Consider the following 23,266-nt stretch of genomic DNA (forward strand, 5'->3'; position numbering starts at 1 on the left):
CTTCCGGATTGACTGGACGCCAATCCGGTCAATCCGTGTGCGGGAATGATCAGCCGCCTCAGATCAGCGCGGCGGCCATGGCGGGGGACTGTTCCAGCGCGTGGGCGATCTGCTCCAGGGCGAAGCGCGTCTCGTCCCGGTTCAGCAGCCCGCCCAGGCACACGCGCACGGCTTCCGGTGGCGGGTTCGTGATGGCGAAGGCGTCGCTGGCGACCACGCCGATGCCCGAACTGCGCATCGTCGTGACGAAGCCGGACCGGCTCCAGTCCGACGGCAGCTCCATCCACAGATGGAAGGCCTCCGGCCCCGTGCGGAAGCTGCCTAGCGGCAGGATCTCGGCGGCGAGCCGCCGGCGCACCCGCGACTCCTCGCGGATGGCCGCCAGCACCGCGTCGCCCGTGCCGTCGCCGATCCAGCGCGTGGCGAGCGCCGCCGTGAGGGGGGAGGCCATCACGGTCGCCGCGCGCAGGCTCGCCGTGACCGGCCAGATCCGCCGCGCGTCCGGCACCACCAGATAAGCAATGCGCAGCCCCGCGCCGAGGCTCTTGGCGAGGCCGCAGATGTGGAAGGTCATCTCCGGGGCGAGGCTCGCGAAGGCGTCCGGCCCGGACTCCGGGAGCAGCCCGTAGGCGTCGTCCTCGATGATCGCCACGTCGTGGCGGCGGGCGATCTCGGCGATGGCGCGGCGGCGCTCGACGGGGATGGTGGCGGTCGTCGGGTTCTGGAGCGTGGGGTTGAGGTAGAGCGCCTTCGGCCGCCGCGTCCGGCAAGCCTCCTCGAAGCCTTCCAACGTCAGCCCGAATTCGTCCATGGGCATCCCCAGGAGATGCAGTCCGCGTTGCGCCGCCAGCGCGCGAATGCCGGGGTAGGTCAGGGCCTCGGCGAGCACCACGTCGCCGGCCTTCGCCACCGTGTCGAGCACGGCCAGCAACGCGCTGTGCGAGCCCGGCGTGACGAGCAGCCGCTCGCGCGGGGCCGTCAGGCCGCGCCGCGCCAGCCACTCCACCCCTGCCTGCCGGTCCTCCTCCGACCCGCCGAACTCCTGATAGCGCAGCAGCGCCGGGAGATCCTCGCCCAGATCGGCCAGCCCCTGTCGCATGCGGGCGAGGAGCGCCTGGTCCTCCAGCTCCGGCGGCAGGTTCATGGTCATGTCCACCAGCCCCTTGCGGGCCGCGCGGGGCGGGGTGCCGGCCGCCGCCGGGGCGCCCTCCGGCACGAAGGTCCCGAAGCCGACGCGCGACGCGATCAGCCCGCGCCGCTGCGCCTCGTTGTAGCCGCGGGCGACCGTGGTGAAGTTCAGCGACAGCCGCTCCGCCAGCGCGCGCTGCGGCGGCAGCCGGTCCCCCGCCGCCAGCCGCCCGGCGCGGATGTCCTCGGCGATGGCGTCGGCGATGGCGAGGTAGTGCGGCTTGCCGTTCTTGGGGCCGCTTTTGGGAAGGGCCGGCATCCAGCCGTTCGGCGCGCGCGACATCGGATGATGAACCTTGAGCTGGTGCGGCCGGAGGCCGGATTGACTGGAGAGGGCGCCGGTCACGCCGCAACCCTTGAACAGCCGATGACCGGATCCGGCTCCGGTCTACCAATCCATCGGGTGGGGCGCAAGCCTTCCGCACCGCCAGACCTGTCCGAAAGCCTTATGAGATCTATGCAGAGCGCCTTTATGCACGCTCTTTGTGCAAATCATAGAATGCCGAATATTTATTCAGATCGCTGTCCGCGTCGCGGGCAGGATGATTTGAAATGGACCAGAACGCGCCGGTCGCGAGCAGGCAAATTGACCGCAAGAATTGACCGTATGATGGCTGCTTTCCTGGATTTCAAAGCGGCTGCAAAGACTGGCACGGTCCTTGCCAATAGAAGTCCGGCCGCTGCGGTCGGAAAGGCCGACCCGGAACAGGCCGCGGACGGCGCCCCTGAGGAGGCTCCCCGTGGGGACTGAATCCGACATGGGAACCGCCGGGCCGCGGGTCAATCGCAATGCCCGCTTTCTCTAACCAAGGAGATAGTCAATGCCAGTCGTGACCAAAGACGCGAACAAGAAGGGCGATTTCCTGGTCGACTACGAAGAGAAGGTCTTCGAGGACGTGAAGGCCGAACCGGGCGAGATGGCCCTGGTCACCTTCCACACCGTCGCCTTCGAGGGCTCCATCGGCCTCGTCAACATGCTCCAGGCGACGCGGCTCCAGCGCAAGGGATTCACCACCTCCATCCTGCTCTACGGCCCCGGCGTGACGCTGGGCGTGCAGCGCGGCTTCCCGACGCTGGGCGACGAGGCCTTCCCCGGCCATCAGGCCATGAACAAGCAGCTCGTCAAGTTCATGGAGGAGGGCGGCAAGGTCTATGCCTGCCGCTTCGCGCTCCAGGCGCTCTACGGCCACGGCGAGGGCGCCCTGATCCCCGGCATCCGCCCGATCAGCCCGCTGGACGTGCTCGACCTCCAGCTCCTGCACCGCAAGGCCGGCGCCTTCGTCATCAACACCTGGACCCTCTGACAGGGCCGGACGGGCCATTCCCTTCCCCTTCCGTCATCCCCGCGCAGGCGGGGATCCAGGGCAATTCAGGGGCGTTGCCAAGTTGCCCTGGAGTCCCGCTTTCGCGGGAATCCAGGGCCGGTGGGGCAGGGCGCCCGCCCGACCACAATCCCAAGGAGACCTTCCATGGCGGAGAAGAAAACCGTGCGGGTCGCGGCGGTGCAGCTGGCGCCCGACCTCGACAGCGCCTTCGGGACGGTGGAGAAGATCTGCCGCCTCATCGCCGATGCGGCGGGGCAGGGGGCGCAATTGGTCGTCTTTCCGGAGACGGTCGTTCCCTACTACCCCTACTTCTCCTTCGTGCATCCGCCCGTCCTGACCGGGGCCGAGCATGTGAAGCTCTACGAGCGCGCCGTCACCGTCCCCGGCCCGGTGACCGAGGCGGTGGCCGCCGCCGCCCGCCGGCACAAGACCGTGGTGGTGCTCGGCGTCAACGAGCGCGATCACGGCTCCCTCTACAACACGCAGCTCGTCTTCGACGCGGACGGGCGGCTGGCGCTGAAGCGCCGCAAGATCACCCCGACCTTCCACGAGCGCATGATCTGGGGGCAGGGCGACGGCAGCGGCCTGACGGTGGTGGAGACGGCCGTGGGCCGGGTCGGGGCGCTCGCCTGCTGGGAGCATTACAACCCGCTCGCCCGCTACGCCCTGATGGCGCAGCACGAGGAGATCCATGTCGCCCAGTTCCCGGGCTCCATGGTCGGCCCGGTCTTCGCCGACCAGATCGAGGTGACGATCCGCCACCACGCGCTGGAGTCCGGCTGCTTCGTGGTCAACGCCACCGGCTGGCTGACCGAGGAGCAGATCGCCGCCATCGCCCCCGATCCGGCCATGCGCAAGGCCCTGCGCGGCGGCTGCATGACCGCCATCGTCTCGCCCGAGGGCGGCCATGTCGTGCCGCCCCTGACGGAGGGGGAGGGGATCCTGCTGGCCGACCTCGACATGGCGCTGATCACCAAGCGCAAGCGCATGATGGACTCGGTCGGCCACTACGCGCGCCCCGAACTGCTCAGCCTCCACCTCGACAACCGGCCCAAGCCCCCGGCGACGGCGGCGACGCCGCTTGCCGAGGTGGCATCCGCCGGCCTCTCCCATCCGATGCCCAGCGTTTCCGCCCCCTTCCAGAGCGAGGAGCCGAGCCATGAAGCCGTCGCCGCTGAATGACACGATGCTGAGTGAGACGATCCCGGTCGAAAGCCTTTCCGCCGCCTCCATGCCGGCCAGCCAGCTCATCACCGAGCTGCAGTCCTTCGGCATCCGGCTCGCCGACCCCAGGGCCGGCGCGCCGAGCCGGCGGGGCGGGGCGGGGCCGTCGGACCACAAGGCGGTGACCATCGACGGCCGCACCGTCATGGTGCCGGTCCACACGGCCTCGGCCTACGAGTCCCCCTACACCGCGTCCCGCCCCGACGTCCGGGGGCTGAGCGTGGTGGAGCGGGACGGGGTGGCGGTCGGTCGCATCGCCTTCCCGCGCCAGCCGCGCTTCCACGCGCTCCAGACTCTGGACGGCATCCCCTATTCGAAGATCGCGGTGCTGCACGGGGCGGACGTGCTCGCCACCACCGTGCTCCAGACCTGCATCCGCTACCAGAGCCGCGCCAGGACCTGCCAGTTCTGCTCCATCGGCCAGTCGCTGGCGGCGGGGCGCACCATCGCCCGCAAGACGCCCGAACAGCTCGCCGAGGTGGCGCGCGCCGCCGTGCTGCTCGACGGGGTGAAGCACATGGTGATGACCACCGGCACGCCGAACGCCACCGACCGGGGTGCGGCCATCCTCTGCGAGAGCGCCTTCGCGGTGAAGCAGGCGGTGGACCTGCCGATCCAGGCCCAGTGCGAGCCGCCGGACGACGACGCCTGGTTCCGCCGCATGAAGGCCGCCGGGGTGGACGCGCTCGGCATGCATCTGGAGGCGGTGACGCCGGAGGTGCGCGCCCGCATCATGCCCGGCAAGGCCAGCGTGCCGCTGGAGCGCTACTTCTCCGCCTTCGAGGCCTCGGTGGCCGTCTTCGGCCGGGGCCAGGTCTCGACCTACATCCTCGCCGGGCTGGGCGACGGCCGCGACGCGATCCTCGGCATCTCCGAAAAGCTGATCGCCATGGGCGTCTATCCCTTCGTCGTGCCCTTCGTGCCGATCTCCGGCACGCCGCTGGAGGACCATCCGGCCCCGAGCCCCGGATTCATGCGCGACCTGCTGGCCCCGCTCGGCGCCATGCTGCGCGCGGCGAACCTCCGCTCGGCCGACATCAAGGCGGGCTGCGGCAAGTGCGGCGCCTGCTCCTCCCTCTCGGCCTACGGGGGGTGAGCCATGCTGCTGGAACCCGTCCGCCCCTTCATCGCCAGCGAATACCGCGTGAAGCTCGCCACCGAGGGCTGGGAGCGCGCGGGCGCCGCCCGCCTGCGCCGCCGGATCTTCTGCGAGGAGCAGCGGATCTTCGAGGGTGACGACCGCGACGCCGTGGACGACACGGCCATCCCCATCGTGGCGCTGGCCTGCCTGTTCGGCAACCCCGACACGGTGGTCGGCACGGTGCGCATCCACCAGCCCGAGCCGGGCGTCTGGTACGGCTCGCGGCTGGCGGTCGATGCGGATTACCGCCGCGTCGGCTCGCTCGGCGCCGCGCTGATCCGGCTCGCCGTCTGCACGGCGACCGCGCGCGGCTGCCTGCGCTTCCACGCCCATGTGCAGAGCCGCAACGCGCTGCTCTTCCGCCGGCTGCACTGGAAGACGCTGGAGGAGGTCACCTTGCACGGGGCGCCGCACCATTTCATGCAGGCCGACCTCGCCCACTACCAGCCCTTCCCCGACGGCGACCGCGGCTTCGTCGCGCTGACCAGGAGCGCGGCATGAGCCTTTCCCCGGACTCCCTCGCCACCCTGGCCGACACCCTGCGGGCCAGCCGCGGCATCGCCCACAAGCGGGACATCGACGCCGTCGTCTCGGCCCTGTCGCTGGGCTTCGCGGCGGACCGGGCGGTGCCGGTCGGCGACGACTGCGCGGCCATCCCCGACGGCGACGGCCACCTGCTCCTCGCCATCGAAGGCTTCCTGAACGAGTTCGTCGCCGACGACCCCTGGTTCGCCGGCTGGTGCGGGGTGATGGTCAACCTCGGCGACGTCGCCGCCATGGGCGGGCGCCCGGTCGCCGTGGTGGACGCGGTGTGGAGCCGGGACGCGGGTGAAGCCGGGACGATCCTCGACGGGCTGCGCGCCGCCTCGGCGGCCTACGGCGTGCCGGTGGTCGGCGGCCATTCCAACACCCGCAACGACCGGGGCCAGCTCTCCGTCGCCGTGCTCGGCCGGGCCAAGCGGCTCCTGACCAGCTTCGACGCCCGGCCGGGCGACCGGCTGCTCGCCGCCATCGACCTGCGCGGCCGCTACCGGGAGCCGGCCCCCTATTTCGACGCCGCGACGGCCGCACCGCCGGAGCGGCTGCGCGGCGACCTGGAGATCCTGCCCGCCCTGGCGGAGGACGGCCTCTGCCGCGCCGCCAAGGACGTCAGCATGGGCGGGGTCGCCGGCACGGCGCTGATGCTGATGGAATGCTCCGGCGTCGGCGGCACCCTCGACGTCACCGCCGTGCCGCGCCCGCCGGGGGCGGCGCTCGACCGCTGGCTCCTCTCCTTCCCGAGCTACGGCTACCTGCTGAGCGTGGCGCCGGAGAAGACGGACGCCGTGGTCGACCGCTTCGCCGCGCGCGGCATCGCCTGCGCCGCCATCGGCGGGGTGGAGGCCGGCAGCGGGGTGCGGCTGTCGTCGGGCGGGGAGAGCGTGCCCTTCTGGGACTTCGCCGCGAGCCCGCTGATCGGCTGCGGCCCCGCCGCCCACGCTCCGGGCGGGAGGTGACCCGTGCGCAACCACCTGTCCATCGGCATCCTGACCCATTCCACCAACCCGCGCGGCGGCGTCGTGCACGCGCTGGAGCTTGCCGACGCCCTGACGGCGCTCGGCCACGAAGCGGTGGTCCACGCGCCGGATCCCTCGGGCGAGGGCTTCTTCCGGCGGACGCGGGCGCGCACCGTGTCGGTGCCGGCCCGGCCCGTGTCCGGCGGGCTGGTCCAGCTCGTCCAGACCCGCATCGACGAGTATGTCGCCTTCTTCGAGAGCGCGGCGGCCGCGCGCTACGACGTGCTCCACGCGCAGGACTCCATCAGCGCCAACGCGCTGGCCTTTCTCGCCGAGCGGGGCCGCATCCCCGGCTTCGTCCGCACCGTGCACCACATCGACGGCTTCGACGACCCGCTGCTCAGCGCCTGGCAGAACCGCGCCATCACGGCGGCCGACCATCTCTTCTGCGTCAGCCCGCTGTGGCGGGAGACGCTGGCCCGCGACTTCGGCCGGACGGCCACGCTCGTCGGCAACGGGGTGGACCGGCGGCGCTTCACCCCCGTCCGCGACGCCCGCGACGCGGAGCTGCGCTCCCGCCTGGGGATCGGCGGCGGGCCGGTCTTCCTGGCGGTCGGCGGGGTGGAGGCGCGCAAGAACAGCGTGCGCATCCTCCAGGCCTTCCTGATCGCGCGCCGGACCTACCCCGCCGCCCAGCTCGTCGTCGCGGGCGGCGCCTCGCTGCTCGACCACGGCGCCACCCGCCGGGCCTTCGACGCGCTGGTCGCGGAAAGCGGCCTCGGCACCGGGCCGGGCCGGCCGCTGCTGCTGACCGGTCCCCTGCCGGACGCCGACATGCCAGCGCTCTACCGTCTGGCGGACGCGCTGGTCTTCCCCTCGCTGCGCGAGGGGTTCGGGCTGGTGGTGCTGGAGGCGATGGCCTGCGGGACTCCGGTGGTCGTGTCGCGGATGCCGCCCTTTACCGAATATCTGGCGCCGGACGACGGGCTGTGGGCCGACCCCCATTCGGCGGAAAGCATCGCCGACGCCATGCTCGCCGCCGTCGAGCCGGCCACGCGCGCCCGGCTGGCGCGGGCCGGCGCCGCCGTGGCGCGCCGGCTGGGCTGGGACGGCTGCGCGCTCGCCCATCTGCAGGCCTACATCGCCCATCTCACGGGAACCCGCCTTACGGGAACCTGGCCAACCGACAGGGGAGGGGCCCTCCATGCCTGAAATGCGCTTCCTGGTCCGCTGGCCCGACGGCAGCGCGTCGAGCTGCTATTCCCCCTCCCTGGTCGTGAAGGACTACCTGACCGCCGGGGAAAGCTACGGCCTGTCCGATTTCGTCGAGCGCAGCCGCACCGCGCTCGGCATCGCCAGCGACCGGGTGGAGGCCAAGTACGGCTTCCCCTGCTCGCGCGCCGCCGGCCAGATCGCCGCCATCCAGGCGGCGGCCGAACGCTTCGCCGGCATCCCCGACGCCCGCGTCACCGTCCAATCCTTTGTCGAATGACACCGAAGGAGCCCGCCATGACCGAGACGATCCACTCCCTGAAACCCCACTATCCCGTGATCGTCGTCGGCGGCGGTCAGGCCGGCCTGTCGGCGAGCTGGCACCTGAAGCAGAAGGGCATCGAGCATGCCGTTCTGGAGAAGCACCGCAGCGGCCATTCCTGGCGCAGCGAGCGCTGGGACAGCTTCTGCCTCGTCACGCCGAACTGGCAGTGCCAGCTTCCGGGCTTTCCCTATCCCGGCGCCGACCCGCACGGCTTCATGAAGAAGGACGAGATCGTCGCCTATCTCGACGCCTTCGTGGAACGGCTCCGCCCGCCGCTGATGGAGGGCGTGACCGTCTCCTCGCTCCGGCGGGAGGAAGACGGCCTCTACCGGCTGCGGACGAGCGCCGGCGAGACCAGCGCCGACAACGTGATCCTGGCGGTCGGCGGCTATCACATCCCCAACATCCCGCGCCTCGCGGAGCGGCTGCCCGACGGCATCGCCCAGGTCCATTCCTCACGCTACCGCAACGCCGCCCAGCTTCCCGAGGGCGCCGTCCTGGTGGTGGGCAGCGGCCAGTCCGGCTGCCAGATCGCCGAGGACCTGCATCTCGAGAGCCGCCGGGTGCATCTCAGCGTCGGCAGCGCGCCGCGCTGCCCGCGCGTCTACCGGGGCCGCGACGCCGTCGATTGGCTGCACGACATGGGCCATTACGACATGCCCGTCGAGAAACATTCGCTGAAGGAGAAGGTGCGCCGCAACGCCAACCATTATGTGACGGGCCGCGACGGCGGGCGCGAGATCGACCTGCGGAAATTCGCGACGGAGGGCATGAGGCTCTACGGGCGCCTCGACACGCTGGCCGAGGGCCGCGTCACCTTCGAACCGAACCTGACGAGGAACCTCGACAACGCCGACGCCGTCTACAACGGCATCCGCGCGGCCATCGACAAGCACATCCGGGAACAGGGCATCGACGCCCCCATCGACCCGCCCTACAGCGCGCCCTGGGCGCCGGACGGCGACCCGCTGGAGCTGGACCTCGCCGCGGAGGGCATCCGCTCCGTCGTCTGGTGCACGGGCTTCCGCTCCAACTTCGGCTGGGTGGAGGTGCCGGTCTTCGACGGCGCCGGCCAGCCGGTGCACCGGCGCGGCGTGACGGGCTCGCCGGGGCTCTATTTCCTGGGACTGCCCTGGCTGCACACCTGGGGATCGGGGCGCTTCTCGGGCGTGGCGCGGGACGCGGGCCATGTGGTGGACCGCATCGCCGCGCGGCCGGTGGACGCCATGCCCTTGCAGGCCGTCGGCTGACCGGAGGGGATACGCGCATGACCTTCCTCCTGGCGGACCCCGCGCCCACAGAAGCCCCTCGGGACTCCGGCGACCTTCTGGTCGGCATGCCCCATCTGGCCCTGAACGGCCTGTCGGAGACCTGGCTCCTGAAGGAGTGCGGGCACCGGCATTGGATGATGCTGGCGCGGGAGCTAGGCCAGCCGGTCCCGGACTTCCGCGACCGCACCGGGGCGACGGTCTACGCGACCTTCACCGCCGTCTCCACCGCCGACGCCGCGCTGGACCAGGTGGAGGAGAACGACCGGCTCCGCTTCGAGGGCCGGATCGAGCGAGTCTCCCGCACCCAGTTCCAGAGCACCCAGCGCATCGCCGTCGGCGAGCGGACGGTGGCGCGGGTCACGCTCCTGTCGGTCTTCCTGAAGCGCGCGCAGGCCGGCGACAACCGCAGCGTGGTGCGCGCCGTGCCCAGCCGCATGCCGCTGGCCCTGTTCGAGCCCGGCGCCGGACAGGGGCTGGCCGGCACGGCCTACGGCTTCCGCGACGGAAGCTGGGGCGAACACATGGGCTTCCGGCGGGAGGAGCGGCGCATTCTCGCCTCCCACCCCATCGATCCCTGCCCGCACGGCGACTTCAACGGGGCGGGCTTCCTTTACTTCGCCAGCTTCCAGGGCTTCGCCGACCGCGCGGAATGGGCCTTCCACCGCGACCGCTCGGCCCGCCTGACCACCGCCCGGCGCGAGCTGTTCCTCTACGGCAACGTCAATCCGGGCGACCGGCTGACGGTCAATCTCTGCGGCTTGCGCGAGGGTGGCGAGGCGTTGGACCATTGGCTGGAGATCGTCCGCCAATCCGACGGCAGCCGCATCGCGGACGTGCTGAGCCTGCGCCGCGGGCCGGAGTGACAGGTAACCGGGCGGACGGTCGGGCCTCGAACGAGACGAAAGGGAACAGGGATGCTGATGGACTTCAAGCCCGTGCTGACATCGATGATGCTGGCCGGCACCGTCGCGGCGCTGCCGGCCGGCGCCTTGGCCCAGGCCGGCGCCCAGGCCGGCGCCCAGGCCGGCACACAGACCAGTCCACTCTGGTCCCTCTACGAGACCACGCTCAAGTCGGCCAAGCACATCGACCTGACCCACGCCTTCGAGCCGGTGCAGGCGGTCTGGCCCGGCTTCGGCACCGCGACCTTCAAGCCGGCCACGGCGGGCGCCGCCATTCCCGGCTATGTCGAGAAGGGCGAGGTCTACAGCTACGACAAGCATGGCTTCGTCGCCACCGCCTATGATCTGCCGACCGACCAGTACGGCACGCAGCTCGACCCGCCCGCCCACTGGAACCCGCTCGGCGCGACGATCAGCGACATACCGGCCTCCGTCGCGCTGCGCCCGCTCGTGGTGATCGACATCAGCGGGAAGGCGAAGGCGGACGAGGGCTACCATCTCCAGGTCTCCGACGTCGAGGCGTGGGAGACGCGGCACGGCCGCATCCCGGAAGGGTCCGTGGTGATGGTCCGCTCCGACTGGCACAAGCGCTGGACCGACCGCGAACGCTTCAACAGGAAGCCCTTTCCCGGCGTCAGCCTCGCCGCCCTGAAGCATCTTCACCTGGAGCGCAAGATTCTCTTCCACGGCCACGAGCCGCTGGACACCGACACCACCCCCACCCTGGAAGGCGAGGCCTGGCTCATGGCGAACAACTTCGCCCAGGCGGAAGGCGTCGCCAACCTGGACCAGGTGCCGGAGGCCGGCGCCCTCATCTCCATCGGCTTCGCCAAGCCATTGGGCGGCACCGGCGGCTATGCCCGCTTCGTCGCCATCGCCCCGGCGGATTGGCCGCACGGCGTCACCGTGACGACGGCTCCGGGCGCGCCCCTGCCGACGCAATCCGCGCCGCTGAAGCGCGACGCCAACGGGGTCATGCGCCCGACGCCCTGATCCCGCCCGATGCCGTTGCGCCGGCGCAATTGATGGCCGCCACCACTTCCAGGGGTCAGTAGCGCGTCGGCCAGAGCGCTTCCGGCACCGGGGCGCCACCGGTCAGGTGGTCGCGCAGCAATGCCCCGGTGGTGGCCGCCAGCGTCAGGCCGAGATGGCCGTGGCCGGTGGCGAAGTACAGGTTCCTGCGGCTGGCCGAAGGGCCGATCACCGGGACCGTGTCGGGAACGGAGGGGCGGTTGCCCATCCAGGCGGTCATGCCGGTGGTGTCGAGCGGTCCCAGCATGGCCTGCGCCTTGTCCAGCAGGATGTGCGACCGCCGGAAATCCGGGGCCGCGTCGCGGCTCGCCAGCTCCACGGTCCCGGCGAGCCGCAGCCCGCCATTGGCCATGGGCAGGATGACGAAGCTCTCGGCCGCGTTCAGCAGGTAGCGGCGAAGGGTGAGGCCGGCCTTGGGCAGGGTCAGGTTGTAGCCGCGCTCGCTTTCCAGGGGCAGGCGCTGGCCGACCTGCCGCGCCTGGCGGTCACTCCACACGCCGGCGGTGACGATGACGTTCCCCGCCCGCAAGGCTTCGCCCGACGCCAGCCGGACGCCGTCCACCGCACCGTCCGGCCCGGTCAGCTCGGCCACGGCCTCCTGCCGGAACCGGCCCCCGGCGGCGGTGAAGCGTTCGAACAGCCCGAGGCTGAACAGGTACGGGTCGTCCACATGCGACCAGTCGGGGATCGCGACCGCGTGCCGCCAGGGCATGCGCAGCGCCGGCTCCTCCCGCTCGACTCTGCGGGGATCGCAGGCCTCCCAGCGCACGCCGAGCCGTCCGCGCTCCTCCCAGCGGGGCAGGTCGCGCCGCAGGGACGCCTCGTCGGGATAGACGGCCAGCGCGCCCCAGCGCCGCCACATGCCGGCCGGCGGCGCATCGCCGAGCAGGGCCGCCACGTCGCCGTTGACCCGCCCCAGCAGGCCGGCGAGCTGCCGGGACAGCGCCGACACGCGCGACGGCCGGCTCGCCGCGACGAAGCGGGCGAGCCAAGGCAGCAGGCCCGGCAGATGGCGCCACCGCACCGCCAGCGGACCCAGCGGGTCCAGCATCCAGCCGGGGACCTTCCGCAGCACGCCCGGCTCCGCGAGCGGAAGCACCTCGCTCACCGCGAAGGCCCCGGCGTTGCCGGAGGAGGTGCCGGCCGCCGGCGCACCGGAATCCAGCAGCAGCACGTCCAGCCCGGCCTGCCGCAGCTGCAGGGCCGTGGCGATCCCCACCACGCCCGCGCCGACGACGATGACGTCGGTCATGGCGCGGAGGTCAGCGCACAGCGGGCCGCGGCGAGGTCCCAGGCGGCGCAGCCCACGCTCTTGAACAGGCGGGGCCGGTCCGGGGCGGCGCGGCCCTCCAGCGCGTCGGCGAGCGACCGCCCGGTTGACCAGTCGAAGCCGGCCTGGATCAGGTCGCCAGCCTCGTGCCGCGCCCCGGCCGGATCGTCCATGAACACCTCGCTGCCATGAACGCAGGCGGCACCGAACTCCGCCATGTCCGGCTTGAAGGCGCCGACGCCGATCAGCAGCCGGTCCGGGCGGGGCGCCTCGTCGTAGAAGGGCGCGCGGCTGGTGGTCAGGGCGATGACCACGCCGGCCGAGGGATCGACCGCGCCCGACGCCGGCCGCAGATCCAGCCCGAGCCCATCATGCCGGCGGCAGAAGTCCTTGGCCTTATCGAGGTCGCGGCTGTGCACGTCCACCCGGATGCCGGGATGGAGGGCGGCCAGCGCCTCGGCGTGGCAGGAGGCCTGCTTGCCGGTGCCGATCAGGGCGACACGGACCGGCGCCTGCCGGGACAGCGTCCGGATCGCCAGCATGGACACGGCGGCCGTGCGCCGGCCCGTGACCGTCGGCCCGTCCAGGATCGCCACCGGCACGCCGGTCGGACCATCATAGACGGACACCACGCCGTGGATGGTCGCCAGCCCCTGCGCTCCGTTGCCCGGGCAGACATTGACCAGCTTGTGGATGCCGATGTCCTGGGCCGTCGCGGGCATCGACAGCAGCACGCCGTCCTGGGGCAGGGGCAGGACCTGCCGCTCCGGGCTGGTGATGCGCCCCGCGGCGTAATCGCGGGCCGCGGCGGCGACCGCCTCGCACAGGGGGCCGAAGGGCAGGCGCGCGGCCGTTTCCTCGGCGGTCAGCATGGACAGGGCAGGCGCGGGCATCGCGGGCTTCTCCTCAGACGAAACGGTCAGGGCGGGCCGGGCGGCTGGGTCGGGTGGACACCCTCTCCTGCCTGAAGGCCGGTCACCCATTCTTTTCCAGAAGCCTAACGGGAAAGCCGCCGTATCTCCACAGCGGTTATCGCAGGCTTCTCCGAAGGAAATTCGGCCTTTAGCGCCTTCAGACACTTGATGAGGTGGTCATTCACCATTCGGGCCGTGGCTTCCCCCGCACGCCGGTCCGGCGTCCGAAGATCCATCATCCATCACGCCGCCCAAGGCGGCGTTCAGCCCAATCAAGCAGCTTTCTGAATTGATGCAATTTGAACTACGCGTTTCCCTAATGTCAGTGCGGCGGGCACCTTGGTGCCATCGACGAGCGCCGAAGCATGCTGCCCGGCCCGTCACGGACCATCTTTCGGAACTCCGCAAGGGCACAGAGATGAAACACGCGACTCTGGCGGCGATGCTCGCCGCCGCCTTCCTGAACAGCACCGCCGCCACGGCCCAGCCCGCGTCCGGCCCGGTCGAACGGGTCGCCACTTTCCACGACGCCATGCCCACGGGCGTGACCGTGGCGCCGAACGGCCGGATCTTCGTCAACTACCCGCGCTGGGGCGACGACGTGCCCTTCACGGTCGCCGAGATCCGCGGCGGCAAGGCGGTGCCCTACCCGGACGCGGCGGTGAACCGCGCCGACCCCGGCAATCCGGGCGGCTCCCTGCTGAGCGTCCAGAGCGTTGTCGCCGACGCCAGGAACCGGCTCTGGATGCTCGACACCGCGGCACCCGGTTTCCGGACGCCGGTCGCGGGCGGCGCGAAGCTGGTCGCGGTCGATCTCGCGACCGACCGGATCATCCGCACCATCGTCGTGCCGCCGGAGGCCGCACTGCCGACCACCTATCTGAACGACGTGCGCTTCGACCTGCGCCAGGGCGCCGAAGGCGTTGCCTACATCACCGACTCCTCGGTGAGCGGCCCCGGCGGGATCATCGTGGTCGATCTCGCCACCGGCCGCACCCTGCGCCGGCTCAGCGGTCATCCCTCGACCTCGCCGGAGCCGGGTTTTCAGGCCGTGATCGAGGGGCAGGCGATGATGGCCCGCCCGGCGGATGGCGCGCCGCAGCCCTTCCGCGTCGCCAGCGACGGCATCGCGCTCTCGGCCGACGGGCAGACGCTCTATTACTGCGCGCTCTCCAGCCGCCGCCTCTACGCCGTCCCCACCGCAGCGCTGCGCGATCCCGCCCTGTCGGAGGAGGATCTCGCCGCATTGGTCGTCGATCTCGGCGAGAAGGGCGCCTCCGACGGGCTGGAGGCCGACGACAAGGGCCGCGTCTACGCCGGCGACTACGAACACAACGCCATCCGCCGCCTGGAGCAGGGGCGGTGGAGCACGGTCGTGGAAGGACCCGAGATCCTGTGGCCGGACACGCTGTCGGTCGGCCCCGACGGCTATCTCTATTTCACCGCGAACCAGCTCCACCGCCAGGCCGGCTTCAACGGCGGACGCGACCTGCGCCAGAAGCCCTACCAGCTCCTGCGCGTGAGGATCGACGCCGGGCCGGTCCTCCTGAAGTGAGCCGTCCCTACAGCCCCGCGACCGCGTGGGGAACGTAAGGCTCCTCAAGCGTCCAGACCTCCTCCTCGGTCAGCCGCAGCGAGAGTGCGGCGACGGCGTCCTCCAGGTGGCCGGGCCTGGAGGCGCCGATGATCGGGGCGGTGACGCCGGGCTTGCCCAGCAGCCAGGCCAGCGCGACCTGGGCCGGCGGCACGCCGCGCCCGGCGGCGACCGTGCCCACGGCCTCGATCACCCGGCGGTCGGCCTCGGCCGTCGCGTCGTAGAGCCTCTGCCCGACCTGGTCGGTGCGGACGCGCTCGTTCTCCACGCCGAAGGGGCGGGTCAGGCGGCCGCGGGCGAGCGGGCTCCAGGGGAGGATGCCGACGCCCTGGTCGGCGCAGAGCGGCAGCATCTCCCGCTCCTCCTCGCGGTAGAGCAGGTTCAGGTGGTTCTGCATGGTGACGAAGCGGGTCCAGCCGTTCCGCTCGGCGGTGTGCTGCGCCTTCGCGAACTGCCAGGCGGCCATGGAGGAGGCGCCGATGTGCAGCGCCTTGCCCGCCTTCACCACATCGTGCAGCGCCTCCATCGTCTCCTCGATGGGGGTGGCCGGGTCCCAGCGGTGGATCTGGTACAGGTCCACATGGTCCATGCCCAGGCGCCGCAGGCTGTTGTCGATCTCCGTAAGGATCGCCTTGCGGGACAGGCCGCCGCCGTTCGGGCCGGGCCGCATGCGGAAATAGACCTTGGTCGCCACCACGATCTCGTCGCGCCGGGCGAACTCCTTCAGGGCGCGCCCGACGATCTCCTCGGAATGTCCGTCGGAATAGGTGTTGGCCGTGTCGAAGAAGGTGATGCCCAGCTCGACGGCCTGGCGGATCAGGGGGCGGCTCTGCTCCTCCGGCAGGGTCCAGGCATGGTTTCCCCGGCCGGGATCGCCGTAGGTCATGCAGCCCAGGCAAAGGGCGGAGACGTCCGTGCCGGTGCGGCCGAGCTTCTTGTAGTCCATGGATCTGCTCCTGTGGGCGGGGAGGCGTGCCGCAGCCTACAGCAGGTCCGGCCCCGTGGGCCACGATGGGTCCGCCCTCAGGCGGCGCTCGTCCGGAACCGCTTGCGGTATTCGAGCGGGCTGAGCCCGAGGTTGCGCGCGAAGACCCGGCGCATGGTGCCGGCGTCGCCGAAGCCGCAGGCGAAGGCAATGCGCTGGAGCGGGGTCGCGGAATCGACCAGCATGCGGCGCGCGGCGTCGAGCCGGGCCGCCTCCACGAATTCCGACGGGGTGCGGTTCACGTCGCGCCGGAAGACGCGGGCGAAATTGCGCGGGCTCATGCCCGCCCGGAGGGCCAGCGCCTCCACCGACAGGTCGGCCGAGAGGTTCTCCAGCACATACTCCTGGGACTTCTGAATGCTGGTCCGGCTCGACACCTGGGCGGCGAGATGGGCGCTGAATTGGGACTGGCCGCCGGGGCGCTTCAGGAACATCACCATGTAGCGCGCCACCAGCAACGCCAGCTCCCGCCCATGGTCCTCCTCCAGCAGCGCCAACGCGAGGTCGATGCCTGAGGTGACGCCCGCTGCGGTGCAGAGCGCGCCGTCACGGATGAAGATCTGGTCCGCGTCCACGGTCAGGTTCGGGTGTTCGTCGCGCAGCTTGTCGGCGCATTCCCAATGGGTCGTCACCCGGCGCCCGTCGAGCAGCCCGGCGGCGGCAAGCAGGAAAACGCCCGTGCAGATCGACCCATACCGCCGTGTTTCCGGCACGCGCCGGCGCAGCCAGTCGATCACCGCCGGGTCGATGGCCTCGAAGGACGGATCGCCGCCGACGAGCAGCGTGTCGATGGGCTCGTCCGGGTCATGGATGGTGCGGTCGGCCAGAAAGCGCAGGCTGCCGGTGCCGCAGACCGGCCCTTCCAGCGTGCCCATCACCTGCACCTGATAGGCGTCGGGATCGCCGAGGCGGCGCGCCGCCTCCCAGAACACCTCCGCCGGCCCGACGACGTCGAGCGACTGAACCCCCGGCGGGGCTAGGATCACGATCCGCATGGCTTAGGCCCGAACACGCGCGAAAGGGCGGCCAATGATTCGGCCGCCCTCCTGACTGTACGCGTCCCCCCGGAGATCAGGCAAGGGCCTGGCCGTTCAGCGTCGTGAAGCGCCGGACCGGGCTGTCCGCCCTCAGGCGGCCGAGTGCCCGCAGCAGGCCGCAGCTGATCGCCGGCTCGCACAGCACGACCGGCAGGTATGAAGCCGCGAAGACCGCCCAGCCCGCGAAGCTGGTGACCTCGTTGCCAAGCGTCAGCCAGAAGCCGACCATTGCCGCGACGCCGCTGTAATAGACGGCATCGAACCGCAGCACCGACGTCCAGCGCAGCCCTTCGAGCCCTCCGGCCTCCAGCACGCGCCGGCCGGCGGCGGCGTGGGCCGCGACCAGGGGCACCATCAGCGACAGCGCGTTGACGCCGAGGTGGAAGAGATCCTGCGGCTCGAACAGCAGGCCTTGGAGCAGCAGGCCGATGCCGAAGCCGAACAGCGTCGCGCGGAAGCCGAAGACGAAGTAGATGGCCGAGGCGCCGATGAAGTGCAGCTCCGACGGGCCGACGGGCTGGTGCCACAGCTCCATGAAGAGGGAGAAGAAGACGGCGGCCAATGCCGCCTTGGCCCAGTCGAGCGGGCGGCGCAGGAATCCTGGCGTGTGGGTCGCGAGCAGGCTCAGCGCCGCCGCGTCGGCGCCGGCGACCTTGGCGGCGGACAGCAGGCCGGGTTCGATGTGCATGGAAGGCTCCTGATGTGCGGAAAAGGTTCGGGTGTCAGTCCGCCGCCAGGGCAAGGCGGGCGGACAGTTCCTCGGGTGTCGCGAGGCCGCATTGGACGACAGTGGCCTCCAGGGCGGTGAGCCACTGCTCGTAATAGCTCCAGGACGAGCCGTCCGGCGCCCGCTCCCAGTCGCCGATTGCGGCGATCAGCTTCTCGCGGAACTCGTCCCATTCGAAATGCCCATCGCGGGCGAGCGCCAGGGCAACACCGAAGGCCGCGCGCTCCCAGTCCGAGGCGAAGCAGAGCGTGCCGTTGGCGCGCGGCGGATGGTCGCCGGCGCCCATCATGCTGGTGACGGCGGACTGTTCGAAGCGGGTCAGCATCGCCGTCTCCTCAGCCGGCCTTGGAGACGGCGACGCCCATCATGGCCTCGGGCGTCACGAGGGCGGCGAGTTCGGTCTCGCTCATCCCGTCGGTGCCGGCGGGGCGCTCGGGCACCACGAACCAGCGGATCTGCGCGCTGCTGTCCCAAATCCTCACCTCGACCGTCTCGGGCACGTCGAGCCCGAACTCCTTCAGGACGGCACGCGGCTCGCGGGCGGCGCGGCTGCGGAAGGTCGGATCCTTGTACCAGTAGGGCGGCAGGCCCAGCACCGGCCAGGGATAGCAGGAGCAGAGCGTGCAGATGACGAGGTTGTGGACGCCCTCGCCGTTCGCCACGGCGCGCATGTGCTCGCCCTCGGCACCGGCCATGCCCGCGGGCAGATCGTTCATCCCCGCCATCTCGGCGATGGCGGCGGGCGTGTCCTCGACCAGCCGCCGCTTGAAGGCCGGATCGGCCCAGGCGCGGGCGACGATCTTCGCCCCGTTGAACGGACCCATCTTCGTCTCGAAGACCTTCAGCACCGTGTCCACGGTGCGGTCGGTGATGATGCCCTTCTCGATGAGCAGCGATTCGAGCGCCTTGGCGCGGGCGGCGCTGCGCGCCTCGCGGTCGCTCGGGTGGTGGAAGCGGTCGGTCATCGTCGGCTCCTGGATCGGACGGGTGGATGCGTCAGGCGGATGCATCGCCGGAGGGGGCGGCAAGCTCTGCGGTCGGCTCGGCCACGTAGGCGGCATAGAGGTCGGCGTAGAGCGACAGGTTGGGCTCCGTGTTGCCGGGCCAAAGGTCCTGCGGGTCGAAGCGGACGCAATAGACGGCCATCGGCGCTCCGATGCCGTCGGCGCCGGTGTCGGTCAGATAGCCGTAGGCACCCGGATAGACCGTCACCACGGTGCCGTTGCGGTCACGCAGGAAACCCGGCAGCCGGGTGTGCTCCAGCGTCGGCACGTTCCGCACCCGCACCTGGTCGCCTTCCCGGAACTCGACCGGGACGGCGAGGTCGCGGTGGGGCGAATCGCCCTCCTCCAGGTAGCGCTCGACGCGCCGGTCGATCTCGGGGGAGCCGCCCCGGGGCAGGGGCTTGTCCGGGTCGCCCAGATATTCGGCTGTCCGGGCTTCCAGCTCCTCCTCGGTGATGTAGCCGTTGGCGACGAAATAGCCGGAGATGCCGCCCAGCCATTTCTCGTAATAGCGGTACTTGAAATAGTCGAAAGGGTTCATGGCTTCGGCACCCTTGCGCAGGTCCGCCCAGGTCCAGACGGTGTGGAAGGCGCTGGGCGTGGCGGGCAGGGACAACTGGGGGCTGAGCGCCATCATCGCGGTGTGGATGCCGAAGATGCGCGTCTCCCACTCCTCCACGAAGACGCGCGTCTCGATGGTGAGGGGGCCGAGCCCTTCCAGGCCGCCAAGATAATGTTGCAGCTTCATCGGCAGGGTCCTTGGTTGGAAGAGGGGTCTTGGAGGACCGGTTCAGGACAGGGCGGGCGCCTCGGCGGGGACGATGCAGCCGGCGAGACCCGCCCGCAGGGCGCCGGCGTCGAGGTTCCGGCCGATGAAGACGAGCTGGTTCAGCCGCTCGTCGCCGGGACGCCAGGCGCGGCCGTGACGGCCGTCCAGCGTCATGTGGACGCCGTGGAAGACGAAGCGGCGGTTCTCGCCGTCGATGTCGAGCACGCCCTTGATGCGCAGCAGGTCGCGCCCCTTCTCCTGGAGGAGCTGGTTGAGCCAGCGGTCCACGGCGTCCGGGTCGAGCCGGCCCGCCTCGCGGAAGGCCACGCAGGCGATGTCGGCCGCGTGCTCGTGCTCGTGGTCTTCCAGAATGTCGGGGTCGAGGCGCAGGATGTTGCGCAGGTCGAAGGCACCGATGTCCAGGACCTCGGCCAGCGGCAGCGCGCAGCCGCGGGTGCGGTGGACGCGCGCCAGCGGGTTGAGCCGGCGGATCTCACGCTCCACCGCATCGAGGGCCTCGGCATCCTCCAGGTCGATCTTGTTCAGCAGGATCACGTCGGCGAAGGCGACCTGCTCGCGCGCCTCGTCATGCTCGAGCTGGCGGGGCAGGTGGCGCGCGTCGGCGACGGTGACGATGGCGTCCAGGGCGAAATGGGCGCGCAAGGCTTCGTCCAGCACGAAGGACTGGATGACGGGTGCGGGGTCGGCGAGGCCGCTCGTCTCGATGACGACGCGGTCGAAGGCGCGCGCGTTCCCGCTTCCGCCCAGGCTGCCATCCACCAGCCGGCCCAGCGCCGCGATCAGATCGCCGCGCACGACGCAGCAGACGCAGCCATTGTTGAGTTCCACCACCGTCTCGTCCGTCGCCTCCACGAGCATCCCGTCGATGCCGAGTTCGCCGTATTCGTTGACGATGACGGCGGTCCGCCCGCCACCGCGCTCCGCCAGGATGCGGTTGAGCAGGGTGGTCTTGCCGGCCCCGAGAAATCCGGTCAGCACGGTTACCGGGATCGATCGCATGGCGATGCTCCGTCGTTTCGGTGTTGCACGTGGAGAGCCGGCCGAACATGCCGTCCCGGCGGCCGATCACCGCTCCGGTTAACGTCCGGCGCCTTGGCCAGTGTTGGGAGGGCGTGTGGGGAATGGGCGTCCGGCAGGAATTCGTTCGTGTCGCTGTATGTCCATTGCACAACAGGGCCGCCGTCCGTTCAACGGAACGGAGACGGCAATTCCGGACAAACAGGCGTGCAAATCCGGCCAAGGACTCCGGCCAGAGCCCGTCAGAGCGACAGGTCGAAGAAGCTCCTGGCCAAGCAGGTGCCATTCACCAGAAGTTCGACCTCATGCCGGCCCGGATGGTGGGTGCGCGTCGTGAAGTCACGCAGGGTCTGGACGCGCGAAATACGCTCGGTGCCCTGCGGGGCGAGCAGGATTTCCTTCATCTTGAAGACCTTCCGGAAGGTCTTGCCGCTCTTCTTCACATAATGGATCGCGTAGTCGATGACGAGGCGCTGCGGCTCCGGCGAGGTCGTCGTGAGCGTGCAGGACAGGCGGATCGTGCCGCCCAATCGGACGGCGGGCGGATCGACCGTGAAGCCGGCAATGCACTGCCGGGGCCGGCCGGTCGCGCCGACGATCGCGAGGGCCGCCTCGTCTCCTCTCTTGATCAGGGTCCGCAACGCGTGCCTGGCGATCCAGGCGGTGCGGGGATCCTCCAGCGGCCAGGAGGCGATCCGGTCGAGCGCCCAGGCGGGATGGTCCTTGGCGATGTCGTTGAGATGGTTGGCGACCGACTTTCGCACATAGGGACTCGGATCGTTCTTGAGCGCATCGAGGATGGCCGCGCCACGCGACGGGTCGGCGATCATCGGATCGAGCTTGAAGGACCAGGGCAGGCGGGGCCGGCTGCCCTCGCTCGCCAAGCGGCGGACATGTTCGTTCTCGTGCCCAGCCCATCCTTCCATCACGGTGATCGTCCGGTCGAAATCACGCCGAAGAAAGGTCCGGATCGCGAACTCCGCCGATCCGAAGACCGTGAGAGTCTTCAAGACCTCCATCGAGCGTTCGAAATGCTCCTGCCCGAAAAGGGCAACGTATTCCGCGAGCGTCATCGCGACGAAGGCGTTGCCGATCCTCGGCGCGAGCCTCTCGATGATGACCGTGCTTTCCGGAAAATCCTCCGGCAGGACGGCCCCCAGACTCCGGGCTGTCTGCCGCATCCGCTGCATGACGCCGAGCTGGTCGAGATCCCGTCCGGCGAGATCCAGGAAGCGCCGGACATCGAAATCCGGATGGACGGCCTTCGCCTCCTCGGCGATGTGACGGAGGCGAGGGCGGTCGAAAAGCTCCTTCAGCGCCGGAGAGGCCCCATCGGCACTTTGCATCTTTTCCATGTCGCCCCCGGAGTCCGCCCGGTGTGGCGGCCACCGGCGCGCCCATCATAGACGACATGCCAGCGCGGGATCGAGGCAAGATCGCGGGCGTTTTCGCCCTCCCCTAATACGATTTTCATGAAGTCCTGACCTGTGGTCAGGACCTCCGAACCCGGTATAACCGTGCGTCGCGACCCGTGCATGCCGCCGGGACGGAGTGGTGCCGAGCAGGGGTTCCAGGGCCTCGGCCGGAACCGGCGGGCCCCGCAGGTAGCCCTGCATCTCGTCGCAGCCCAGCCGGCGCAGGATGGGAGGCGGGCATAGGCGCCGGCGCCAGCATGCCCACCGGCGTGGCCGCCGCGATCGCCTGAACACCGTCGCGCCTCCGCGATGGGGGCGCAGCCGGTGTCAGGCGCGCAGACGCTCCAGTTCGCGCTCCAACTCGTCGATGTAGACCAGCGCGTCGGTAAGGGCACGCTCCAGCACGCGGATGCGGGCCTCGTCCCTGCTTTCGGTCCGGACCGGCTGGGACGCCACCTCCCGCAATTCGCGCGCCGCCTGTTCGAGCCCGGCATGGCGGCGGGCCAGGGTCGCCTCCGGCTCCTCCAGGCCCTCGGCATCGGTGTCTGGCCCACGGAGGACGGACGGCGCGGGGGCCGGTTCGAACTCCGTCTGGTCGCCCTCCCATTCTTGGGCATGAACATCAATCGGGATCGGCTCGGACGTCGCGTCGGCGTGCCGTGCATCCTCCCAGGCTTCCGGTTCGGGCGCCGCTTCCCGCCGCTCCACCTCGATCACCTGCTCCGGGGCTTCCCAGGCCGGCGGCACCCGCCCGGCCTGTTCCCTTGCCTGCTCCCTCGCCTGTTCCCTGGGCCGGGGATCCAGCGGTTCGCTCAGCAGGGAGGGGCGGCGCGGCGCCGGCGCTTCGGGAAGGACGGCCGGCACAGCCTCGTCACGGAGGGTGCGCCAGGTTCCCGAGTTTTTCGGCGTGTCCGCGCGGTTCCCGCGCAGGAACTCGTTGAGCTTGTCTTGCATCATTCCCATGGCTGCCTCTCCATTGGCGGCAACGGTCCGCCGGGGTGTCCGGTTCTGGCAACCGCGTTCCCCGTCTGGTCCGGAGCCCGCCTTGTCCCGAGCGGGTTAACATCCGCGGCGAAATCTTAATCCCCAGCCATCCGCATGCGCGGCGACCGAGTCGAACGCCGACTATCTGGGGAGGCGGGGCCATTGGCACCAGACCGGACGGCCCTAGGACTATGAACCCAGCCGCGCCCAGGGATTGCGGACCCCGCCCCGATTCGCCCGGCAAAGTCGGAAAGGACACTTCCGCCCGGTCTCCGATTCGGGTGCGCCGCCTGTTTTACAGAATCGATTCGCCTCGATTCGCCGGGAAGCCACGGGATTTCTTCCACAGGCGGCCTCGATTCTTCCACGTAATCTAGCGCGCGAATCACGTAGTCTTGTCGCGGCGAATCGGG

At 70.6% G+C, this 23,266-nt stretch carries 23 protein-coding genes; 11 read left to right on the forward strand and 12 right to left on the reverse strand.

Going from position 1 to position 23,266, the window contains the following annotated elements; all coding sequences use genetic code 11:
* Nucleotides 1–58: 58 nt before the first annotated feature.
* Nucleotides 59–1,471, reverse strand: a complete 1,413-nt coding sequence (locus JUB11_RS03875; protein ID WP_207456287.1) for a PLP-dependent aminotransferase family protein — start codon at nucleotides 1,469–1,471, stop codon at nucleotides 59–61.
* Between the two features lie 538 nt (nucleotides 1,472–2,009).
* Here JUB11_RS03875 and JUB11_RS03880 point away from each other — a divergent pair.
* The 10 genes from JUB11_RS03880 to JUB11_RS03925 all read left to right on the forward strand — a co-directional run bounded on the left by JUB11_RS03880 (nucleotide 2,010) and on the right by JUB11_RS03925 (nucleotide 11,077).
* Nucleotides 2,010–2,492 carry an MSMEG_0572/Sll0783 family nitrogen starvation response protein gene (locus tag JUB11_RS03880; RefSeq protein WP_207456288.1) on the forward strand — a complete coding sequence of 161 codons (483 nt, stop codon included), beginning with the start codon at nucleotides 2,010–2,012 and terminating at the stop codon, nucleotides 2,490–2,492.
* Nucleotides 2,493–2,657: 165 nt separating this feature from the next.
* Nucleotides 2,658–3,695 carry a Nit6803 family nitrilase gene (locus tag JUB11_RS03885; protein ID WP_207456289.1) on the forward strand — a complete coding sequence of 346 codons (1,038 nt, stop codon included), beginning with the start codon at nucleotides 2,658–2,660 and terminating at the stop codon, nucleotides 3,693–3,695.
* 49 nt (nucleotides 3,696–3,744) lie between these two features.
* Nucleotides 3,745–4,833: an MSMEG_0568 family radical SAM protein gene (locus JUB11_RS03890; RefSeq protein WP_207456404.1), complete on the forward strand. Its 1,089-nt coding sequence runs from the start codon at nucleotides 3,745–3,747 to the stop codon at nucleotides 4,831–4,833.
* Nucleotides 4,834–4,836: 3 nt separating this feature from the next.
* Nucleotides 4,837–5,379, forward strand: a complete 543-nt coding sequence (locus JUB11_RS03895) for an MSMEG_0567/Sll0786 family nitrogen starvation N-acetyltransferase (RefSeq protein WP_207456290.1) — start codon at nucleotides 4,837–4,839, stop codon at nucleotides 5,377–5,379.
* On the forward strand, nucleotides 5,376–6,374 hold the full coding sequence (locus JUB11_RS03900) for a sll0787 family AIR synthase-like protein (RefSeq protein WP_207456291.1): 999 nt from the start codon (nucleotides 5,376–5,378) through the stop codon (nucleotides 6,372–6,374). Before JUB11_RS03895 ends, JUB11_RS03900 begins: the two co-directional genes overlap by 4 nt.
* Nucleotides 6,375–6,377: 3 nt before the next feature.
* Nucleotides 6,378–7,586 carry an MSMEG_0565 family glycosyltransferase gene (locus tag JUB11_RS03905; RefSeq protein ID WP_207456292.1) on the forward strand — a complete coding sequence of 403 codons (1,209 nt, stop codon included), beginning with the start codon at nucleotides 6,378–6,380 and terminating at the stop codon, nucleotides 7,584–7,586.
* Complete coding sequence (locus tag JUB11_RS03910; protein WP_207456294.1) at nucleotides 7,579–7,866, forward strand: MSMEG_0570 family nitrogen starvation response protein; 288 nt, start codon at nucleotides 7,579–7,581, stop codon at nucleotides 7,864–7,866. The genes JUB11_RS03905 and JUB11_RS03910 overlap by 8 nt, the downstream gene beginning before the upstream one ends.
* A gap of 17 nt (nucleotides 7,867–7,883) precedes the next feature.
* Entirely contained in the window at nucleotides 7,884–9,161 is a 1,278-nt protein-coding gene (locus JUB11_RS03915) for an MSMEG_0569 family flavin-dependent oxidoreductase (protein ID WP_207456296.1), read from the forward strand.
* A gap of 17 nt (nucleotides 9,162–9,178) precedes the next feature.
* A complete protein-coding gene (locus tag JUB11_RS03920; RefSeq protein ID WP_207456297.1) occupies nucleotides 9,179–10,045 on the forward strand; it encodes a Pnap_2097 family protein in 867 nt (288 codons plus the stop codon).
* Between the two features lie 57 nt (nucleotides 10,046–10,102).
* Nucleotides 10,103–11,077: a cyclase family protein gene (locus JUB11_RS03925; protein WP_247886814.1), complete on the forward strand. Its 975-nt coding sequence runs from the start codon at nucleotides 10,103–10,105 to the stop codon at nucleotides 11,075–11,077.
* 55 nt (nucleotides 11,078–11,132) lie between these two features.
* Here the strand turns inward: JUB11_RS03925 and JUB11_RS03930 are convergent, their stop codons facing one another.
* Both JUB11_RS03930 and lhpI read right to left on the reverse strand, forming a co-directional pair.
* Nucleotides 11,133–12,368, reverse strand: coding sequence for an FAD-dependent oxidoreductase (locus JUB11_RS03930; RefSeq protein WP_207456298.1), 1,236 nt, complete (start codon nucleotides 12,366–12,368; stop codon nucleotides 11,133–11,135).
* On the reverse strand, nucleotides 12,365–13,279 hold the full coding sequence (gene lhpI, locus JUB11_RS03935; protein WP_207456299.1) for a bifunctional Delta(1)-pyrroline-2-carboxylate/Delta(1)-piperideine-2-carboxylate reductase: 915 nt from the start codon (nucleotides 13,277–13,279) through the stop codon (nucleotides 12,365–12,367). Before lhpI ends, JUB11_RS03930 begins: the two co-directional genes overlap by 4 nt.
* A 439-nt stretch (nucleotides 13,280–13,718) precedes the next feature.
* Here lhpI and JUB11_RS03940 point away from each other — a divergent pair, with 439 nt between their 5' ends.
* The gene (locus tag JUB11_RS03940; RefSeq protein ID WP_207456300.1) at nucleotides 13,719–14,855 is read left to right on the forward strand and encodes an L-dopachrome tautomerase-related protein; all 1,137 of its coding nucleotides are present in this window, start codon (nucleotides 13,719–13,721) and stop codon (nucleotides 14,853–14,855) included.
* A gap of 7 nt (nucleotides 14,856–14,862) precedes the next feature.
* Here the strand turns inward: JUB11_RS03940 and JUB11_RS03945 are convergent, their stop codons facing one another.
* From JUB11_RS03945 to JUB11_RS03985, 9 genes are all read right to left on the reverse strand, one after another.
* The gene (locus JUB11_RS03945) at nucleotides 14,863–15,840 is read right to left on the reverse strand and encodes an aldo/keto reductase (protein ID WP_207456301.1); all 978 of its coding nucleotides are present in this window, start codon (nucleotides 15,838–15,840) and stop codon (nucleotides 14,863–14,865) included.
* A gap of 77 nt (nucleotides 15,841–15,917) precedes the next feature.
* A complete protein-coding gene (locus tag JUB11_RS03950) occupies nucleotides 15,918–16,874 on the reverse strand; it encodes a GlxA family transcriptional regulator (RefSeq protein WP_207456302.1) in 957 nt (318 codons plus the stop codon).
* 76 nt (nucleotides 16,875–16,950) lie between these two features.
* Complete coding sequence (locus JUB11_RS03955) at nucleotides 16,951–17,604, reverse strand: energy-coupling factor ABC transporter permease (RefSeq protein ID WP_207456303.1); 654 nt, start codon at nucleotides 17,602–17,604, stop codon at nucleotides 16,951–16,953.
* 34 nt (nucleotides 17,605–17,638) lie between these two features.
* Nucleotides 17,639–17,968: a nitrile hydratase accessory protein gene (locus tag JUB11_RS03960; RefSeq protein ID WP_207456305.1), complete on the reverse strand. Its 330-nt coding sequence runs from the start codon at nucleotides 17,966–17,968 to the stop codon at nucleotides 17,639–17,641.
* 10 nt (nucleotides 17,969–17,978) lie between these two features.
* Entirely contained in the window at nucleotides 17,979–18,608 is a 630-nt protein-coding gene (gene nthA / locus JUB11_RS03965; protein WP_207456307.1) for a nitrile hydratase subunit alpha, read from the reverse strand.
* A 31-nt stretch (nucleotides 18,609–18,639) separates the two neighbouring features.
* Nucleotides 18,640–19,395 carry a nitrile hydratase subunit beta gene (gene nthB / locus JUB11_RS03970; protein WP_207456309.1) on the reverse strand — a complete coding sequence of 252 codons (756 nt, stop codon included), beginning with the start codon at nucleotides 19,393–19,395 and terminating at the stop codon, nucleotides 18,640–18,642.
* A gap of 42 nt (nucleotides 19,396–19,437) precedes the next feature.
* The gene (locus JUB11_RS03975; RefSeq protein ID WP_207456310.1) at nucleotides 19,438–20,436 is read right to left on the reverse strand and encodes a GTP-binding protein; all 999 of its coding nucleotides are present in this window, start codon (nucleotides 20,434–20,436) and stop codon (nucleotides 19,438–19,440) included.
* 260 nt (nucleotides 20,437–20,696) lie between these two features.
* Nucleotides 20,697–21,809, reverse strand: a complete 1,113-nt coding sequence (locus tag JUB11_RS03980) for a DNA alkylation repair protein (protein WP_207456311.1) — start codon at nucleotides 21,807–21,809, stop codon at nucleotides 20,697–20,699.
* 387 nt (nucleotides 21,810–22,196) lie between these two features.
* The gene (locus tag JUB11_RS03985) at nucleotides 22,197–22,832 is read right to left on the reverse strand and encodes a hypothetical protein (RefSeq protein ID WP_207456312.1); all 636 of its coding nucleotides are present in this window, start codon (nucleotides 22,830–22,832) and stop codon (nucleotides 22,197–22,199) included.
* Nucleotides 22,833–23,266: the final 434 nt, after the last annotated feature.

The sequence above is a fragment of the Azospirillum sp. SYSU D00513 genome, from assembly GCF_017356015.1.
Taxonomy (GTDB): Bacteria; Pseudomonadota; Alphaproteobacteria; order Azospirillales; family Azospirillaceae; genus Azospirillum.

What these genes read in the sequence shown, in the direction of transcription:
- JUB11_RS03920 (WP_207456297.1), top strand. Translation starts at nt 9,179, where the DNA reads ATGACCTTCCTCCTGGCGGACCCCGCGCCCACAGAAGCCCCTCGGGAC.
- nthB (WP_207456309.1), bottom strand. Translation starts at nt 19,395, where the DNA reads ATGAAGCTGCAACATTATCTTGGCGGCCTGGAAGGGCTCGGCCCCCTC.
- JUB11_RS03880 (WP_207456288.1), top strand. Translation starts at nt 2,010, where the DNA reads ATGCCAGTCGTGACCAAAGACGCGAACAAGAAGGGCGATTTCCTGGTC.
- JUB11_RS03910 (WP_207456294.1), top strand. Translation starts at nt 7,579, where the DNA reads ATGCCTGAAATGCGCTTCCTGGTCCGCTGGCCCGACGGCAGCGCGTCG.
- JUB11_RS03900 (WP_207456291.1), top strand. Translation starts at nt 5,376, where the DNA reads ATGAGCCTTTCCCCGGACTCCCTCGCCACCCTGGCCGACACCCTGCGG.
- JUB11_RS03985 (WP_207456312.1), bottom strand. Translation starts at nt 22,832, where the DNA reads ATGGGAATGATGCAAGACAAGCTCAACGAGTTCCTGCGCGGGAACCGC.
- JUB11_RS03975 (WP_207456310.1), bottom strand. Translation starts at nt 20,436, where the DNA reads ATGCGATCGATCCCGGTAACCGTGCTGACCGGATTTCTCGGGGCCGGC.
- JUB11_RS03960 (WP_207456305.1), bottom strand. Translation starts at nt 17,968, where the DNA reads ATGCTGACCCGCTTCGAACAGTCCGCCGTCACCAGCATGATGGGCGCC.
- JUB11_RS03875 (WP_207456287.1), bottom strand. Translation starts at nt 1,471, where the DNA reads ATGTCGCGCGCGCCGAACGGCTGGATGCCGGCCCTTCCCAAAAGCGGC.
- JUB11_RS03945 (WP_207456301.1), bottom strand. Translation starts at nt 15,840, where the DNA reads ATGGACTACAAGAAGCTCGGCCGCACCGGCACGGACGTCTCCGCCCTT.
- JUB11_RS03890 (WP_207456404.1), top strand. Translation starts at nt 3,745, where the DNA reads ATGCCGGCCAGCCAGCTCATCACCGAGCTGCAGTCCTTCGGCATCCGG.
- JUB11_RS03950 (WP_207456302.1), bottom strand. Translation starts at nt 16,874, where the DNA reads ATGCGGATCGTGATCCTAGCCCCGCCGGGGGTTCAGTCGCTCGACGTC.
- JUB11_RS03930 (WP_207456298.1), bottom strand. Translation starts at nt 12,368, where the DNA reads ATGACCGACGTCATCGTCGTCGGCGCGGGCGTGGTGGGGATCGCCACG.
- JUB11_RS03915 (WP_207456296.1), top strand. Translation starts at nt 7,884, where the DNA reads ATGACCGAGACGATCCACTCCCTGAAACCCCACTATCCCGTGATCGTC.
- nthA (WP_207456307.1), bottom strand. Translation starts at nt 18,608, where the DNA reads ATGACCGACCGCTTCCACCACCCGAGCGACCGCGAGGCGCGCAGCGCC.
- JUB11_RS03980 (WP_207456311.1), bottom strand. Translation starts at nt 21,809, where the DNA reads ATGGAAAAGATGCAAAGTGCCGATGGGGCCTCTCCGGCGCTGAAGGAG.
- JUB11_RS03955 (WP_207456303.1), bottom strand. Translation starts at nt 17,604, where the DNA reads ATGCACATCGAACCCGGCCTGCTGTCCGCCGCCAAGGTCGCCGGCGCC.
- JUB11_RS03925 (WP_247886814.1), top strand. Translation starts at nt 10,103, where the DNA reads ATGGACTTCAAGCCCGTGCTGACATCGATGATGCTGGCCGGCACCGTC.
- JUB11_RS03885 (WP_207456289.1), top strand. Translation starts at nt 2,658, where the DNA reads ATGGCGGAGAAGAAAACCGTGCGGGTCGCGGCGGTGCAGCTGGCGCCC.
- JUB11_RS03895 (WP_207456290.1), top strand. Translation starts at nt 4,837, where the DNA reads ATGCTGCTGGAACCCGTCCGCCCCTTCATCGCCAGCGAATACCGCGTG.
- lhpI (WP_207456299.1), bottom strand. Translation starts at nt 13,279, where the DNA reads ATGCCCGCGCCTGCCCTGTCCATGCTGACCGCCGAGGAAACGGCCGCG.
- JUB11_RS03940 (WP_207456300.1), top strand. Translation starts at nt 13,719, where the DNA reads ATGAAACACGCGACTCTGGCGGCGATGCTCGCCGCCGCCTTCCTGAAC.